General features: G+C 44.5%; 15 protein-coding genes. 7 read left to right on the top strand and 8 right to left on the bottom strand.

Features of this window, described 5'->3' with window-relative positions; translation table 11 throughout:
• Nucleotides 1–5 precede the first annotated feature (5 nt).
• The 3 genes from GWR56_RS02750 (at nt 6) to GWR56_RS02740 (ending at nt 2601) form a co-directional block, all read left to right on the top strand.
• On the top strand, nt 6–770 hold the full coding sequence (locus GWR56_RS02750; RefSeq protein WP_162429641.1) for an SDR family NAD(P)-dependent oxidoreductase: 765 nt from the start codon (nt 6–8) through the stop codon (nt 768–770).
• A gap of 156 nt (nt 771–926) precedes the next feature.
• A complete protein-coding gene (locus tag GWR56_RS02745) occupies nt 927–1784 on the top strand; it encodes a fumarylacetoacetate hydrolase family protein (protein ID WP_162429640.1) in 858 nt (285 codons plus the stop codon).
• Entirely contained in the window at nt 1771–2601 is an 831-nt protein-coding gene (locus GWR56_RS02740) for an amidohydrolase (protein WP_162429639.1), read from the top strand. The genes GWR56_RS02745 and GWR56_RS02740 overlap by 14 nt, the downstream gene beginning before the upstream one ends.
• Here the strand turns inward: GWR56_RS02740 and GWR56_RS02735 are convergent.
• Complete coding sequence (locus GWR56_RS02735) at nt 2570–3940, bottom strand: APC family permease (protein WP_162429638.1); 1371 nt, start codon at nt 3938–3940, stop codon at nt 2570–2572. The genes GWR56_RS02740 and GWR56_RS02735 overlap by 32 nt on opposite strands.
• Before the next feature lie 191 nt (nt 3941–4131).
• Between GWR56_RS02735 and GWR56_RS02730 the strand changes: the two genes are divergently transcribed.
• Nucleotides 4132–5898, top strand: a complete 1767-nt coding sequence (locus GWR56_RS02730) for a fasciclin domain-containing protein (RefSeq protein ID WP_162429637.1) — start codon at nt 4132–4134, stop codon at nt 5896–5898.
• Nucleotides 5899–6169: 271 nt separating this feature from the next.
• A complete protein-coding gene (locus tag GWR56_RS02725; protein WP_162429636.1) occupies nt 6170–7519 on the top strand; it encodes an NHL repeat-containing protein in 1350 nt (449 codons plus the stop codon).
• A gap of 123 nt (nt 7520–7642) precedes the next feature.
• Here GWR56_RS02725 and GWR56_RS02720 read toward each other — a convergent pair whose 3' ends face one another.
• Together GWR56_RS02720 and GWR56_RS02715 are read right to left on the bottom strand one after the other, a co-directional pair.
• Nucleotides 7643–7885, bottom strand: a complete 243-nt coding sequence (locus GWR56_RS02720) for a hypothetical protein (RefSeq protein ID WP_162429635.1) — start codon at nt 7883–7885, stop codon at nt 7643–7645.
• A gap of 108 nt (nt 7886–7993) precedes the next feature.
• A complete protein-coding gene (locus GWR56_RS02715) occupies nt 7994–10636 on the bottom strand; it encodes an OstA-like protein (RefSeq protein ID WP_162429634.1) in 2643 nt (880 codons plus the stop codon).
• 51 nt (nt 10637–10687) lie between these two features.
• Between GWR56_RS02715 and tilS the strand changes: the two genes are divergently transcribed.
• Both tilS and GWR56_RS02705 read left to right on the top strand, forming a co-directional pair.
• Nucleotides 10688–12022, top strand: coding sequence for a tRNA lysidine(34) synthetase TilS (gene tilS, locus GWR56_RS02710; protein ID WP_162429633.1), 1335 nt, complete (start codon nt 10688–10690; stop codon nt 12020–12022).
• Nucleotides 12019–12504: a hypothetical protein gene (locus tag GWR56_RS02705; protein ID WP_162429632.1), complete on the top strand. Its 486-nt coding sequence runs from the start codon at nt 12019–12021 to the stop codon at nt 12502–12504. Before tilS ends, GWR56_RS02705 begins: the two co-directional genes overlap by 4 nt.
• 151 nt (nt 12505–12655) lie before the next feature.
• On the opposite strand, the gene GWR56_RS02700 is transcribed toward GWR56_RS02705, so the two are convergent.
• From GWR56_RS02700 to GWR56_RS02680, 5 genes are all read right to left on the bottom strand, one after another.
• Nucleotides 12656–14272 carry a gliding motility protein RemB gene (locus tag GWR56_RS02700; protein WP_162429631.1) on the bottom strand — a complete coding sequence of 539 codons (1617 nt, stop codon included), beginning with the start codon at nt 14270–14272 and terminating at the stop codon, nt 12656–12658.
• Nucleotides 14273–14293: 21 nt separating this feature from the next.
• Entirely contained in the window at nt 14294–15430 is a 1137-nt protein-coding gene (gene gmd / locus GWR56_RS02695) for a GDP-mannose 4,6-dehydratase (protein WP_162429630.1), read from the bottom strand.
• A 146-nt stretch (nt 15431–15576) separates the two neighbouring features.
• Nucleotides 15577–16140: a DUF3109 family protein gene (locus GWR56_RS02690; RefSeq protein ID WP_162429629.1), complete on the bottom strand. Its 564-nt coding sequence runs from the start codon at nt 16138–16140 to the stop codon at nt 15577–15579.
• Between the two features lie 8 nt (nt 16141–16148).
• The gene (locus GWR56_RS02685; RefSeq protein WP_162429628.1) at nt 16149–16925 is read right to left on the bottom strand and encodes a DUF3108 domain-containing protein; all 777 of its coding nucleotides are present in this window, start codon (nt 16923–16925) and stop codon (nt 16149–16151) included.
• 34 nt (nt 16926–16959) lie between these two features.
• Nucleotides 16960–17475, bottom strand: a complete 516-nt coding sequence (locus GWR56_RS02680) for a DUF2480 family protein (protein WP_162429627.1) — start codon at nt 17473–17475, stop codon at nt 16960–16962.
• Nucleotides 17476–17529: the final 54 nt, after the last annotated feature.

Below are 17529 nucleotides of genomic sequence, written 5' to 3'. Positions count from 1 at the left end.
TTACAATGTTCAGCTTAAAAAATAAACACGCGGTAATAACAGGTGGGGGCAGCGGGATTGGTAGGGCCATTTCGGTGCTTTTTGCCCGGCAAGGTGCCACGGTACATATCATTGAACTTAATGAAGATGCCGCCACGCAAACCATCGGAGAAATACAATCCGGTGGCGGCAATGCCTTTGGTTATACTGCCGATATAAGCCTGCAAGAACAGGTACTGGATGTATTTAAACGGATAGGGGTGGTTGACATCCTGGTAAATAATGCAGGCATAGCACACATAGGCAGCCTGGAAGGCACAACAGGAGCCGATCTTGACCGTGTATATAACGTGAATGTTAAGGGGGCTTACAACGCCTTGTATGCGGCTGTGCCTTTAATGAAAGTAAACGGCGGTGGGGTTATTCTTAATATGGCATCAATTGCGGCAACGGTGGGTATTACCGATAGGTTTGCCTATTCCATGAGCAAGGGCGCCATTATGGCCATGAGCCTTTCGGTAGCGCGAGATTATCTTGCAGATCATATCCGGTGTAATACCATTTCGCCGGCCAGGGTGCACACGCCGTTTGTTGATGGCTTTATATCGAAAAATTATGCGGGCCGCGAAGAAGAGATTTTTGAAAAGCTCTCAAAAAGCCAGCCCATTGGCCGCATGGGCAGGCCCGAGGAAGTTGCGGCACTGGCCTTATACCTGTGCAGCGACGAAGCAGGCTTTATAACAGGCTGCGATTACCCCATAGACGGGGGCTTTATAAAATTAAACAATTAATTTATGGTGAATAGAGAATGGTTGAGTGGCGTGCGGTCAAATATTCCGAAATTTAAGTGCTGGAATGCTTTATCAATCATCTGCTACCAACTTTCTTTTAACAGAGAACCATCAACTGTTCACCATTTAACCCTTTTACTACTCACTATTAAATAAATGAAACTGATACGATACGGCGCGGCAGGTAACGAAAAAACCGGTGTTATCATTAATGATGTAAAATACGACACATCGGCCTTTGGAGAGGATTATAACGAAGCCTTTTTTGAGAACGACGGGCTAAACAGGCTACGGCAATTTATCAACGAAAACGAGGGAAAGCTTACAAAAATTGCCGATAGCGAACGATTAGGCAGCCCGTTTGCACGCCCTTCAAAAATTGTTTGTATAGGCCTTAATTATAAAGATCATGCCGAGGAGACGAACGCGCCGCTGCCAAAGGAGCCTATCTTGTTCCTTAAGTCAACTACGGCCCTGGTGGGTCCCAATGATGATATTGTTATTCCTAAAAACTCCGTAAAAACCGATTGGGAAGTAGAATTGGCTGTGGTGATCGGCAAAAAGGCCAGCTATATTGAAGAAAGCGAAGCGATGGATTATGTGGCGGGATATTGCCTGCATAACGACGTGTCTGAAAGAGAGTTTCAATTAGAACGTAATGGCACCTGGGATAAGGGCAAAGGCTGCGATACCTTTGCACCGGTAGGCCCGTTTTTAGCTACAACAGATGAGATCGAAGATGTACATAACCTGCGCTTGTGGTTATCCCTTAACGGCAAAATTGTTCAGGACGGCAGCACATCAAACCTGATATTCAATATCCCTTATTTAGTGGCTTATATAAGTCAGTTCATGACCTTGTTGCCCGGCGATGTGATATCTACAGGTACACCTGCAGGGGTAGGTTTAGGTATGAAACCACCATTATATTTAAAGCCCGGCGATATAGTTGAACTTGGTATTGAGGGCCTTGGGGAAGCAAAACAAGTGCTCAAAGCCTATGCGAAAGATTGACAGTCACCAGCATTTTTGGACATTTGACGCCGAAAGGCACGCCTGGATAGATGATTCGATGCAGGCCATCCAAAAGGATTTTTTACCCGGCCAACTGCAACCCATATTGCAGCAAAACGGTATTGAGGGATGCATAACCGTGCAGGTAGAGCAAACCGAAGCCGAAAACGACCTTATGCTGAGCCTTGCGGAAAACAACAGTTTTATTAAGGGTATAGTTGGCTGGATAGAAATGGCGGCCGACAGGGTGGAAGAACGCCTGCAGTATTACAGCACAGTTAAGCTGATTAAGGGGTTTCGCCATATACTACAGGGCGAGGCTGATGACAAGTTTATGCTGAACCCAAATTTTATGCGGGGCATTGGCTTACTAAATAAATACAATTTTAGTTACGATATATTGATAAAGCCAAATCAGTTGCCATATGCCCTGCAATTCGCATCGGCCTTTCCTGATCAGCGTTTTGTGATAGACCACCTGGCGAAACCGTACATAAAAGAAAAACGGATAACCGGCTGGAAAACGGATATGCAAGCGATAGCCGCCTTGCCAAACGTTTGCTGCAAAATATCGGGAATGGTAACCGAAGCTGATTGGCTTAACTGGCAACCCAAAGATTTTACACCCTACCTGGAGGTGGTTTTCGAAGCCTTTGGGGCGCAGCGCGTAATGTACGGTTCTGATTGGCCCGTATGTAATGTAGCCGGCGGTTATAATGGTGTGCTGGCGGTTATTGACAACTACGTAAGTAGATTAAGCCAGGATGAACAAGAAGCCTTTTGGGCTAAAAATGCTGAGGATTTTTATCGGCTTTAGCGGTAATGTTAAAAGGCCACTCTTTATTCGCTTTTGCTTTAACAAAGTAAACCACAACGCCCAAAGCTATTGCGCTTAGGCCGCCTAACACCATGTGAAAACCGGTGGATATCAATATACCTACCCACATGATAATAGCCAGGAAAACGGGTATTGGAAATAGCGGCATTTTATAGGGGAAGCTGGTTTCGCTTTTCCGCCGCCGAAGCAGGAACAGCCCCCATGCCTGCGAAATAAACTGGATGACTATGCGCATGGCCAGTATAGCGCTGATTACATCGCTAAGCTTAAACAGCAGGCTAAAAATAAAAGCTACCCCACCTAAAAATAATAACGAAACATGCGGGAAGTTGCCGGTAGGGTGAAGTTTTGCAAATACCTTAAAGAACGCGCCATCTGCAGCTGCTGCATACGGAATACGGCTATAGCCCAGGGTAGCCGAAAATACCGACGAAAAGGCCACAAGTAGTATTAGGCAGGTAATAATTTTAGCCGCAGCATGTCCAGATAGTTGCTCCATAAATTCGCTGACTACAAAGCCACTGTCTTTAGCGTGCTGCCACGGAATTACGCTCACCACACTTACGTTCATCAGCATATATAAAACCGCAATGCCTGCAATAGATATAAACATACTTTTTGGTATGTTTTTAGCCGGGTCGATAATTTCGCCGCCCAAATGGCAAATATTGTAATAACCCAGGTAGCTGTAAACGCTTTTTACGCTGGCAAAACCAAGAGCAGCAACAAACGCGTAGTTAAGCGTAAGGCCGTCGTTAATATGCTTTATGGGTGATAAAAAGTTGCCATGTGCTAAGCCGCCGCCAATTATCCATATCAGGGTTAGTAAAACGCCTACCCACAACACCATACTTATTTTGCCGATAGATTCAATTTTGCGGTAAAGCAATACGATTATACAAATTACCACACTGCCGCTCATTATTTTAGCTTCTACAGCGGATAACGGCAGCAGGTATGAAAAGTACGAGGCGAACCCTATCGCCGCAGACGCTATTACCAGCGGCGCCTGTATCATGGTTTGCCATACGAATAAAAAACTCATTAATTTACCCATGCCGGTTTTACCGTAGGTTTCTTTCAGGAAATTGTATGATCCGCCCGCTTTTGGGAAGGCTGCGCCAAGTTCGCTCCAAACCATCGCATCAATAAATGATAATATGGCCCCCGCCAGCCAGGCGTACAGAAACCATGGGCCATTCATCATTCCTATTACCATAGGTAATGTTATAAACGGCCCGATGCCTACCATGTCGGTCATGTTTATTGCAGTGGCATGAGCCAGTCCAAGGCGCCTTACCAGAGTATTTTCAGCCATTGTAGTTTTTAAATCAGCCCGAAAGCGGGTCAAGGGTACAAAAATAACTTTAACCGGCAATGGGCAAAATTTATTGGGTCAGCGGTTTGTAACGAGTTGTACCGGCGTAAATAATATTTACAATATACCCATTTACGGGTATGTTTTATGGCGACAAATAATATTACTATTGTTATACTAATTGCTTTATTATGAACAAGATATATTCGCCGGTAAAATACCTTTTGCTGCTTTTTTTGGTTGTGCTTTTTTGCGGTGCGTGTAAAAAAAGCGACCCTGTAAAACCCGATCCTGACCCTAAGCCTGTAAAAAAGCCCACGGTAGAAGAGGTGACCACCAGTGTGAACACGGCGCTTGCAGGTAAAGATACCCTTAGCCAGTTTGCCCTCGATTTTAAATTGGCGGGGCTTACGCAAGCCGAAGTAGAAAATGGTATAACCGTTTTCGCGCCCTCAAATAAAGCCTATACGTTAAAAACTAACGGTCAGAAGAAAATAACCGCCGTTACAGATGTTTACCTGCCCGATTCTTCGGTTGTAAGAGATTATATTGTGAGCGGGAAAATAGATATTGCCAAGATAACCAACGGAACTTCCTTAACGGCCATAAGCGGCAAAAAGCTGATACTAACAAAGGTAAACGACAAGTGGTATGTTAACGGTATATTTTTAAATATCACTGTTTTATTAACCGGCGACAATACGGTTGTATTTAGCCTGGCAGGTCTGTTCAATACCAGTACTTTGCCGCATATTACCAGTGTATCGAGCACCAAGATCTTCCCTGGTTGGCTGCTGACCATTTATGGCGGCAATTTAGGGGCCGCGGTAAATAAAAATGTGGTGAAGATAGACAATATAACAGCTACAATACATACCGCCAACGCGGATTCTATCGAGATCACGGTTCCCCAAGGGGTTACCGCCGGGGCATTAACAGTTACCACCCAAGGGCGTACTGTAACCACGGAGCAAAATTTAACTGTGCAAAAAGCTCACGTAACAACTGTTGCAGGCACAGGCGGCGGGCCGGTGCAAGGCATAACCATTGATGCGGCCGATAACATTTATTGGACAGATAATTTTTACAACGGCAATGTTCCGGCCGCGCGGCTTGTTAAGTATAGCGCAGGCCAAATATCTTACTATAAGCCTGTTTTCCCTAACCCTAACGGGGATGGTACCAATATTGCAGTTTTAAATACCAAAACGCTTTTGTGGGCTATCGGGCTTAATAGCCAAAACCAGGTTTACTTTGCAACCGAATCAAGCTCCGCTGACGGTTACAGCGGCATATTCCGTTCTGCAACGGCTACGCCAACCACGGCCGAATGGTGGGCAGGTACGGGTACAAACTATACGGCAACCACCAGGGCCGATTTAAAAGTTTATACAAGCGTTATAAAATTTGATAAGCAGGATAACTTATACTTGCTTAACAGTGGCGGTAACCTGCAAAAAATAACGCCTGCAGGTAATGTAAGTATCGTTATCGGTAATGCGGAGTTTTTGTCGGCAGAGCCGAATGTACAAAGGGTGTCATCTTACGGAATAGCGCTTTCAGGATCAAAAACATATGTATCAGACGCTACAAATGGCAGGGTTTGGATAAAAGACAACAACGGCTTAAAGGTGCTTGCAGGGAATAATACACATGTTGCAAAAGATGGGGTGGGCACAGCCGCGCAGTTTGGCGCCCCGTTTGGTATTACACTGGATAATAAGGGTAACCTGTATGTTTGTGATAACGATTACGGAACATCCAACTTTATTATACGAATGATCAATCCGAGGGGAGAAGTAACCACTATTGCGGGAGGTGCCGGTGGAGGGGCTGATGTGGACGGTATAGGTACCGCAGCCGGATTTAACGGGGTAAATACTATTGCTATTGACAGTAAGGGCGCATTGTATGTAGGTACAGATGCAGGGACCATCCGCAAAATAACCTTTCAGTAATATAAAATTAAGCACGGCTTATACGCCCCTGCATTATTTGCAGGGGCTTTTTGTGTTTAATAGTTTAGCTATGGTTATAACAGGATACTTTTCTTTTTGTAATGTTTTACATTCATTTTAAAGCCACTGTTGCAATCTCGCCCGGCTACACGTAATAGATGTAAAAATGCCATTACACTTGTTTTACGCTACTTTCTTTAACACTAATTAACAACTCACGAATTGATTATTTAGCAAATTAGCGGCATATCATACTACGTCAAATACATATATGAATAAAACATCAACTCCAATCAATTTATTGCTCTTACTAATCATCGCATCGCTTGGCGCCTGCGTAAAAGGGACAGCCGTAACTGTAGAAAAGCCGGTGGTGGTAACTACTGACGTAATTGTTGAAACAACCGGTACCAGCGCTTGGGGTGGCGGTTTTATAAGCAATGGCGCCACAAACATTACTGCTTATGGCGTTTGTTACAGTTCAACCAATTCCGAACCTACTGTTGCCGATGCTAAAACCGACAATAAAGTAGGCCTTTATTGGTTTAACAGTAATATAAAGGGGCTTACCCCCAATACAACTTACTATGCCAGGGCGTATGCTACAAACTCGGAAGCTACGGCTTATGGTAACGTTGTTCAGTTTAAAACCGGCAGCGGCACAGGCACGCCTGCCGCCAATGTAAGTACCCTTGCCGGATCATCCGAAGGTAACGCCAACGGCCACGGCGCGGCAGCCTTGTTTAACCATCCGTATGGCACCGCCACTGATGCCGCGGGCAACGTGTATGTTTCCGATTCTTATAATTGCTCCATCAGGAAAATAACACCTGACGGCGAGGTTACCACTATAGCAGGTACCGGTGCCCTGGGTAATACCGACGGACCTGGAAACATAGCCCAATTTTATGCGCCTGCCGGTTTAGCGGTAGATGCAACCGGCAATATCTTTGTAGCGGATATGGGCAATAACATAATCCGCAAGATAACGCCGTCGGGCATTGTAAGCACCTTTGCGGGCAGCGGTTCGGCCGGATATAATAACGGTACAGGTACGATCGCATCGTTCTCGCAACCGGCAGATATCGTGATAGATGGCAGCGGAAATTTATTTGTGGCAGATATGGGTAACAACCTGATAAGGCAAATTACCCCGGCAGGGGTAGTTACCACGGTAGCTGGAAGCCGGTTTGCAGGAATTGCAAGCGGACAAGGTACAGCAGCATCGTTAAATAAGCCAAGCGGTATTGCAAGGGATGCAGCAGGAAATTTATATGTTACCGAACCCCTGAATAAAACGATAAGAAAAATAAGTAAAGACTATATGGTAACCATCTTTACCGGCGGCCCCGACTCGTTATCGTTTGCTATTGGCCGGCCACAGGCTATTAAGATAGACGGCAGTGATAACTTATATATAGCAGATGCAAACGGGCGCATATTAAAAATAGCGGCCGACAAAACCTTTAGTGTACTTGCCGGTACCACGGGCACTACTGGTTCGGCAGATGGTGCTGGCGGCACGGCATCATTTAACGATCCAAGAGGCATTGCTGTTGATAACCAGGGCAACGTTTATGTTGCCGATTACAACAATAACCGGATAAGAAAAATAAAGTAAATATCGAGATGAAAGAAGGGTCGCTCTATTTAGAGCGGCCCTTCTTTTTAACAGGCGATTTTAAGCATGGCCTGTGCATTTTGTGTGTAACCCCCGATTTTAAGCGCAGCGCGATAACGATTGTTAATCGCTAAGGTCATCCTGCTCAATGTCTGCTGTCTTGCTATCCTTCGGCAAGTTTGCCTTCAACATCACCCTGCCCTTTTTGGTTAAAGTACAAGCCGGCGATCGTGCATTTTCTTCGCCCTTCGCTATATTTATCAGGTTGTATTGTTTCAGGTCCTGTAAATCGGGTTTGCTTATATTTATGGCCATTTCTTTTTCAGCGATAACCTTAAGCGCTGCAACCACATCTTCGTGTTTCATAACATTGTATTAAGTGTGACGCAAATATGCGATAAACTATAAAAGCTACCTAACCATAGCTTTTGTGGTGAAGGATTTTGGCTGATGTATTACGCAGCATTTATCCTGTCAATAAGTTCGTTGCTGTAAAACTTTGGGTGTTGTAACTTTTACAGCATCGCTCTTTGATTGGGTAGCAGGTACAGGCTTGGCTTTCTTCAAGCTATCCTGCTTAGTCCGGATAACTGGCGCTGTCGTCGCCGGTGGTTGTTTAATACCGGAGCTATCCTGTCTTGCTTTTACAACAGGAGGGCCCGTAACCCCTTGTGTCGCTGTGCCTGTGCTATCCCTGCCCACCTTTGTGCTGTCGGTTCGGGGTAAATTATGCTGTAACGAATCCTTGCGCGCTTTATCGTTTTGTACTGCATCTTTTGATTTATTTGCAAGCTTTTTATCGGCTGCCGCTTGTTCGCGCGCTTTTTTTCTATTATAGGATGGGATGATAGATTCTTTAGAAACCGGCCTTTCTTTAGGCTTCCATATAAAGCCTTTCAGTATCTTATCATCTTCAGAAAACTTAGCCAAAGGGCCGTAACGGTGTTCGGGTTTGGTTAAAAATACGATTTGCGAGGCAGTGCCGTTTTTAAAATAAACGCGCATGCGGCTGCTTAACGATCGTTGCATGCCATCAACCTTTTTAAGGCTGTCGCGGCTAAAGTAAATGCTTTCGGCATTTCCTGCAACGTACATCCTGTCCAGTTTATCGCTTTTAAAAAAGCCCTTCATCCTTTTACCCCCTACCTGGTTAAAATTGGTGGAGTCGCCCTTTTCAATATTTACCACAAACGATGAAGGGAATAAATTAAGGTTATCCAGCTTTTTATTTTTCATCTGCATGGTGATGGTATCGCCAGATAGCTGCGAGCCCTGGGTCCATATCAGCGGGTTTATAAAACAATGAAGGGTAGAGTCGCTGTAACTGTAAAACATCGAGTCGGCCTTGGCCTGAAGGTCTGATTTGAACAGCTTAGCGCCATGATAGGCTTTAATTATCCTCACCCTGGCCGTATCGCTCAGGGTAACCGGCGGCGTAAAAAATATTGGATCGTTCTCTACGGCGTTTGCATCGCCACCCTTTGATGCAGTTTGGCCTGGCGCGGCAACTGCGCCGCCTTGTCCTTTCGCATTCCCTTTAGCCGGGGCAGTTGCTTCGGGTTTCGGCTTCCCGAAAAAATCGGCATGTAGGTGCAGCGTGTCGTTTTTCCATTTAGGCGCATTCAAGGTTAAAAATTTGTCGGCCTTTTTTTGCTGCTCAGGAGTAAGCTTTTTAGTTTTAACACTGGTGTCGCGCACGTTGAGCAATCGCTGTTGCTCCTGCATAATCTTCAGATCTTTATAGGTAAGTATCTGGGTTTCCAGTGTATCTGCAGATATATAAATAGAATCACGTTTTACCTTTTTCTCAGGCGTCGCTTTGGCCGTATCCGTTATCGGGAAAGCAGCCAGCCCCGCACCTTTAGCGGGAGTACCGCCCTTTACCGGCTTAACGCCCGTTTGGGGCACCTTAACTGCGCTATCAGCTATTACCTGCAACGGTACCATCCCTGTTTTAGAAATGCCCGGGCGCGATTTAACGGCCATTGCATCAGCCTTTTTTACTAAAGCAGCTACGCCGGCCCGGTTATTTTTTAATGTGTTTTGAACTTTAACAGTTAATGTATCTACATCGGTAGCAACAGGTTTTTGTAACCCTTTTACCTGCGCTGTGCCCGGGGGCGGTTTAATAGCAAACGCATTTGCTTTTTTTACACCGGGTGCAGTTTTAACTGCGGGGTTGGCTTTAGTTCCGGACTCTAAAGTCACCGTATCCGTTTTGGTGGTGTCCTTTTCTTCGGTAACAATAATTACGTACGGGTCCTTGGTTACAACGGTGCGTTCGCCCTTTTTATAGTAGGTAGCCAGGTCGCCCTTAAGGGTTATATTTTGTTCGCGGTCGTGAAAGGTAACGCGTTTAACCGCGCGACCATAACCATTTATCTTATCATAAAATAAACTATCGCCGGTCAGGGTTTTAGTACCCTGTTTGTATAAGTTCTTTTTACCAAAGAAAGCCTGCTCGATAATAGTATTGTATAAGCCATTCTCGGTATATAGCGTATCTTTTTTATCCTTAGTATCGTAAATGTTTGTGGGCCCGTAAAAATAAGCTATCCGGCTGCCGGTGTTGTAACGCAGGGTATCGGTTTTTATCAAGGCATCCGGCGTTATCAGCACCACGTTATAACGGAAATAAGAGTCTCTTGAAAAGGCAAAATAATAGCCGTTCTTACTGGTAAGGGTGTTGTCTTTATTGATCAGCTTACCTCCGCCGGTATAAGTACCAATGCGGGTAGCGGTGTTATAAGTAAGGTAATTGGTGGTTAAAATAGCGTCCTTATCAATCAGCCTCACGTTATCTGTAAGTACAGCCACCTTGGTATTGCCATTGTAATTGAGCTTATCCGCGTAAATATTCAGCGTATCGCCCTGGGTTATATGTACATTGCTAAAAGCGTCGAAGGCATTATCTTCAGCATAAAAATATGCGCTGTCTGACCGCATAATGGAATAATCCTGTTGAAAAACACCCTGGTAAACTTTAATAACATTCCGGCCGTTTAGCTTAATAACCTCGCTGCTTTTTGATTGTATAAGGTGCACTACAGATTTTTTCTGCGCCGATACGGTTAAGGTTATGATCACTAAAAGTGTACTAAGAATGTATTTTATCACAATGGCAAAATTAGTTTTTTGCTGGGGTTATTAAATTAATAATTTTGATGTATGCTTCCTGTTAAACGCTTTGTTGAATTTATTGGACAAAATAAGTTATTTACACCTGCCAACAAAATACTGGCAGCTGTAAGCGGAGGCATGGATTCCGTTTTAATGGCCCATTTGCTAAAGGCGGCCGGCTTTAATTTTAGCATAGCACATTGCAATTTTAACCTGCGCGGCCCCGAAGCTGATGCCGACGAGGAGTTTACCAGGCAGCTTGCCCTGCAAATGGGGGTTAGCTTCCACACGGTTAAGTTTAATACTCAGCAATACGCTGCCGATAACCGGGTATCTATCCAAATGGCGGCCCGCGATATGCGGTACCAATGGTTTGATGAGGTCAGCCAATCAGCAGGTTATGATGTCATTGCGCTTGCACACCATCAGAACGATACTATCGAAACAATATTGTTAAACCTTACACGGGGGACGGGCATTGCTGGTTTGCACGGCATTTTGCCAAAAAACGGCAACCTGGTGCGCCCCCTGCTTTTCCTGACGCGCAACGAAATACAGACCATTATTGCTGCGGAAGGTTTAACATATACAGAGGACGCCTCGAACGCCTCGGTTAAATACGCCCGGAACAAACTACGGCACCAGGTTATCCCGATATTAAAAGAGCTTAACCCCAACCTCGAGGCCACTTTTGAAAGCAATCTGCGCAAATTCAGGGAACTGGAAATGCTGTTGAACCGTGAGGTAGATGATTTAAAAAAGAAGCTTTTGCTAATTGAAGGTAATGAAGTACACATAAGCATCAACGAAATAGAAAAGCTATCGCCTAAGCGCTTGTTACTTTTTAAATTGCTGTATGATTACGGCTTCGGCGAAATGGTGGTTGATGACCTGATAACAGTACTTGGCAGGCATCCGGGCAGGGTATTTGAAAGTGCAGGGTTTATGTTATTGGTAGATAGGGGCAGGCTCATTATATCGCCAAAAGCGGGTGTAAAGGATAAGGCAGTTAGTTTTAGCCCTGGCGATACCAATGTGGGGTATAACAACTATAAATTGACTGTGCTGCATGATGATAGTCCGCTTATCGTGAAGGATAATCCCCTGGCGGTTTCGGTAGATGCGGAACAGTTGGTTTACCCGCTAACGCTTCGCGCATGGCAGCAGGGAGATACTTTTTATCCACTGGGGATGAAGACCAGGCAAAAGCTAAGCGATTTTTTTATACATCAAAAAATCCCTTTGCATCAAAAAGGTGGTGTGCCGATACTGGTAAACGGCAATGGCGATATCATTTGGGTTGGTGGTTACCGTTTGAGCGAAAGGTATAAAGTAAGCGATAACACTAAAAAAGTTACTATATTCGAACTGTATAAATTATGAGCGATAAATCGGTTTTTATTGAAAAACAATACCTGGGCCGCGAATGGATACCTATAACCATACGCCTTGTTTTAGCCATGTTTTGTTTTGCTGCTTATTTTTTTACTGACGAACGCGAACGCAACGGCGACTTGTTAGCCATCGTTGGATTTGTTATCATTATCATATCCATTATCATGGGCTTCCTGCTGCACTTTAGCACCCGTGTTATCAACAAAAGTATTTTACTTGACGGCCTTTGGAGCACCCGCCGGGTAAAAATAGACCTGAACAGTATTGTGAAGGTTGAAAAAGGATCGTACAGCAGGTATTTGTTTAACAACCCGGTTTATAACCTGCATACCAAAGGTACCATACGCTTTTACGCTGCCGGTAACGATGCCATACACCTAACCGATAGGGATGGGCTTGTTTACATCATCGGATCGCAGCATGCCAATGAGTTTTTAAGGGCGATAAAAAGCGAAATGAAAGCGGTATAACCTCAGAATAGCCTGCCATTGATTATAGTTAAAACATCAAAATCTTAATTGTCTCATTATCAACCATTCATGAGTGTTCACGGTGTTCACGTGTGCCGAACGTGAACACCTTAATAATATTTCAGTCTTTTTTTGTGAATGAGGATCTTCCTCAGTGCGTTTTATAGCTGGCCAGGTCGGTATAGATCTGGCGGAACGAACTGCGAACACCAAAGGTTATCATGGCGGTCTTGTCGTTAAAATCGCTGTTCTTTTCGGTGCGGTATATGCCTCCCAGTTCTAACCTCAGGTTGTATTTGGGGTTAAGTACATAACCAATTTTACCCTGCAGGTACACCATGTTTGTTTTTAAGCCCTGCCCAATAGTGTTGCCATATTTAGCTAACGGTGTAGTATAATGCTGAAATATGTCTTTACCGTAGTTTATACCATTCATATCAAGTCCGTAATGCCCGTAATCTACTTCACCCATCAGGTCAAACCGTTTGTAGGAGTAGTTAAGCAGCGCAACCACTTCGCGGAAGTTGGCGCCCCAGGGGTGCGCCAGTGGTTCGCTATTGGCCGAGTAATTTAGTATGCTGGCCCTTTCTGAATAAGTGTAAGGCCTTACGGTGTTGGTTTCTAACAGATAGTTAAGATTGGTAACGCCGAACAGGTTGGCGCCCTTTACCCCGAGCTGATAACCGAATTTATTGTTTGAATAACCCGGGTTAGAGAAGAACTCCTTAGCCGTAAATTCATCAAGCGAGAACTGGCCGTAAGCAGTTAGGCCGTCGGTTAATTTGTATTTAGTTGTAAAACCTATCAGCGCGTTATCAGGCGAGCCATTTGCGGCTTCAACAGGCCTTAGAAATATTACCGGGTTTATGTAGCTGAAATCGAAACCGTGGGTGTGGCCCTGGTCGTCCTCATTGGCCCAAATGATAGAATCAAAAAAGCCAAGCGACAATCGGTTACTTACGTTCCAGTCAAGGTAATGGAATATCCCCCACTTATTGCGGTCTTTAAATTTGTCGCTGGTGCCGGCAGGGTCGGTAAAGTATGCCCACATGGCCATATATTTTACGTTGCCCAGGTTTGCGGTAAGCTTGAAAAAAGGGTACGGCGAAGCATAATCAGATAATAGGAGGGAGCGGTAGCCGTCGCCGATAAATGTTTTGTCGCGCCCGGCGCTTATGTTTAAATACTTAACCGGGGTGTACGATACATTAGCCGTAATATAATCCCACGAGTAATCGTTGGGGTTACTGTTAAAGGTATTTGCATACGCCTGCCCGGGCACAATACCAACCTGCCTGATGTAGGTAGAGATATAATCCGGCACCCTGGCCTGGTTCAAATACCCCGATACATAATAAGAAAACTTTTTACCGGCAGTACCTCCAAATTGCAATCCAAGCGAACTGAGGTAGGTGTTTTGTTTAGCAGAGAGGTCCCGGCCAATATTAAAATCGGGCAACAGATCGGCATAAAAAGTAGAGTTTACACCTTTCACGTCTACCAAATGTTCGTTAAACAATTTGCGGTACAATATATTACTGTTTGATGCATCGCTGCCATAGTTCATGATCGAATCATAGCGGTGCATCAGTAGCGAATCGTCAACAAAAAAAGGTTTTATGGCAGTATGCAGGCGGGTTTTGGTTGAGTAAGCATCAGCATTAAACTTTTGATAGAAGTCGTATGAGTACGGCTGGTATACCGATTGAGAACGGGCTATGCCCACCGTAACCAGTAGTAATGTTATGCTGATAAATAATCTCTTCATATTGATACCGAATGAACTAAGCTATTCAAAGTAGTTTAACGTCTTAAATCCCCCTTTTTTCATGTGTTCGTCCTTTTTTGCTAAATGCAGGTCAGACTGTACCATATCAGTAACCAGGGCTTGCAAATCATAACTTGGTTGCCAGCCTAATTGTTTTTTTGCTTTTGAGGGGTCGCCAATTAACAGGTCAACTTCCGTAGGCCTGAAATAGTTGCTGTCGACCTTAACAACCGTTTGGCCAAACCTTAAAGCATCAGCGTTTAAGCCTAACAATTCTACTTTTTGCTGGTCAATATCAATGATAACGCCTCTTTCATTTTCATCCTTGCCGCTAAATTCCACCTCGATACCCAATTCAGCGAACGACATTTTAATAAACTCGCGCACAGTAGTGGTAACGCCGGTTGCTATTACATAGTCCTCCGGCTTCTCCTGCTGCAACATCAGCCACATCGCAACAATATAGTCCTTAGCGTGGCCCCAATCGCGCTGCGCCGATAAATTGCCTATATACAGGCAATCCTGCAGCCCTAACCCGATCTTGGCAACCGCGCGGGTAATTTTGCGGGTAACAAATGTTTCGCCGCGTATAGGGCTTTCATGATTGAATAATATACCATTACATGCGTACATTTGATATGCTTCGCGATAGTTCACTATTATCCAATACCCGTAAAGCTTAGCTACAGCATAAGGCGAGCGTGGATAAAAAGGCGTTGTTTCGCTTTGCGGAACATGCTGCACCAAACCATAAAGCTCTGATGTAGATGCCTGATACAAACGCGTTTTTTTGGTAAGTCCCAATAACCTGATGGCTTCTAATATACGGAGCACGCCAAGTCCATCCGCATTGGCCGTGTATTCAGGGGAGTCAAAGCTTACCTTAACGTGGCTTTGTGCGCCAAGGTTATATATTTCATCGGGCTGTATTTCTTGTATAAGCCGGGTTAAATTCATGGCATCGGTAAGGTCGCCGTAGTGCAGCTGCAATTTAACACCGGTTTCGTGCGGGTCGTGGTAAAGGTGGTCTATCCGGTCGGTATTGAATGATGATGAGCGGCGTTTAATGCCATGCACCTCATATCCTTTTTTAAGCAAAAATTCAGCTAAATATGCGCCGTCTTGTCCGGTTATACCCGTTATTAAAGCCTTTTTCATTAATAAATAATATAAAATGCAATATTATTTAAATTAATTGTAAAAGCTTGTATTTGGTAGGGTAATATCGAATACTGAACACCCAATAACGAATGACGAAGTGGGGAATTCGGTGTTGGATATCCGACATACATTAGTCGATCCTATCAGATGCCCGCAACCGTATCTTCCAGTTCGCGGTACCATTCTTCGCCGTATTTACGAATGAGCGGGCCTTTCAAAAACTCGTGCACTTTTACCTGTAGTTCGTTGCCAAATGTACATGCAGGGCTGCAAATGCTCCAGCGATCATAGTTAAGCACATCAAACTCGGGGTAAGCCGTAATGCGGATAGGGTATAAGTGGCAGGATATTGGTTTTTGCCAGGTTACCGCGCCTTGCTCATACGCTTTTTCTATGGCGCATTTGGTAATGCCGTTCTCCCAGGTTACGTAAGCGCATTCTTTATTTACATCAACGCACGGTGTAGTATAATCTCCTTCAAAATCGGTTACATGGGTGCCTTCGCGTTCAATGGTGGCAATGCCCTTGGCCGTCATATAAGGTTTTACCTTTGGATAAATATCTGCCAGTATCTCCAGTTCGTCGTGATTTAAGGGCGCGCCCGAGTCGCCTTCAAGGCAGCAGGCGCCTTTGCATTTATTCAAATTACAAACAAAATTGTTTTTTATTACATCCTCGTGCAATAACACGCTTCCAACTTCGATCATCAGTATCTTTATTTTTTTACCGGGTTTAGCGGGTATTTAAGCCCGCTGGCCTGTGTAAGGTCCATTACCAAACTGCCAACTATCAACTCTACATGCGCTTTAACGGGTATGCGGTTCTTATCGTTAGTTATCCACAAATATAGCTTACTATTTTTTCGGAATATACGCCCGGGGATAATTGTAGGGTTGAATTTTAAACAGTCGAAGGTGCCCAAGCCGCATTTTACCTGCTCGTGGCCCATAAATGTTATGGTAAGCGTATGTATCCCATCCTCTAAAAAGTAACGCATACTTAATTTATCGCCCACCTTTAATTTTGACACATCGATGTTACGTGCAAAGTAATATGCTGATAAAAAATCGAACACGTTACCTTTAAAAGGGAACTTGCCTTTATCAGCAGTTATCATTCCGGTATCGTGGTCAAAAGTTACCTTATCGCTATGCCGGTAACTCGACTCCTGCCTTTGCTCGGAATAGTAGTAAGGCAGCAGGGTTTGCGGATTAATAAAGGTTTCGTATCTGTTACGTACTTTAAAAAGCAGGTTAAATGTACCAGCTGTTTTAGCGTCGGCGAATATATGGAGTGCGGGGTGATTGTCAAACTTAACAGGGCTGTTTTCTACTTTTATAACGGCCTCGGCCGCGGTAAATATGCCATATTTAAGCTTATAAGTTATTTGTTCGCCGGCCTGAAATGCAACTTCGTTTGTTTTGGTTACTTCCTGGCTAAATGCGGCCGAAACACCGGCAAGCATTAGCAGGAATAAAAAATATTTCTTCATGTATTTGATATAGACGCAATTGCCGCCAAACGGTTTAATCTTTGCGTTTATAAATGGGTACGGTAGAGCAGGGTTCGCCAAACATCAGGCTTTTTGCCACCGGCGTAAGCCTTTGCGTTAACTCTACATACGCCGATACCGGCACCGGGATATCACCGCAGCCTTTAATCACTACGCGCTGATCGCGGTATTGCTCCACATCAAGGCGCGAAACCTCTTTTACAAACAATACGGTTTCTAAAACTTCAGCATCGCCAAAAACTACCTGGCGGGCATACGGCGCCAAACGGTTGGCCAGTAACATATATGCCCAGGCAGGTACAATGGCGTCGGCTGTGCAGGTAACCGCAACATTTTTGCCCTGATATTGGGCCCAATCGTGTGTTTTTACAAACTCGCGAAAATCTTTTTCGCGCAGTATAAGGCCGTGGAACAAGTTGTCTTTGATATCATAAACCACACGCTCGCCCGGTGCGTAAAACTGCGCCGGGTCTAAAGTGACCAGGCCGCTTTGCGCTACTTTATTTATAATGTTTTCCTGTATCTCCATGGTATAAAAAAAATCCGGCAATAACTATAACGTTATTGCCGGATGCAAAATTAC

The organism is Mucilaginibacter sp. 14171R-50, assembly GCF_010093045.1.
In the GTDB taxonomy this organism is placed as follows: Bacteria; Bacteroidota; Bacteroidia; order Sphingobacteriales; family Sphingobacteriaceae; genus Mucilaginibacter.
Note: the sequence above shows the minus strand (reverse complement) of the source record. Positions and strands in the feature narration are given on the sequence as shown.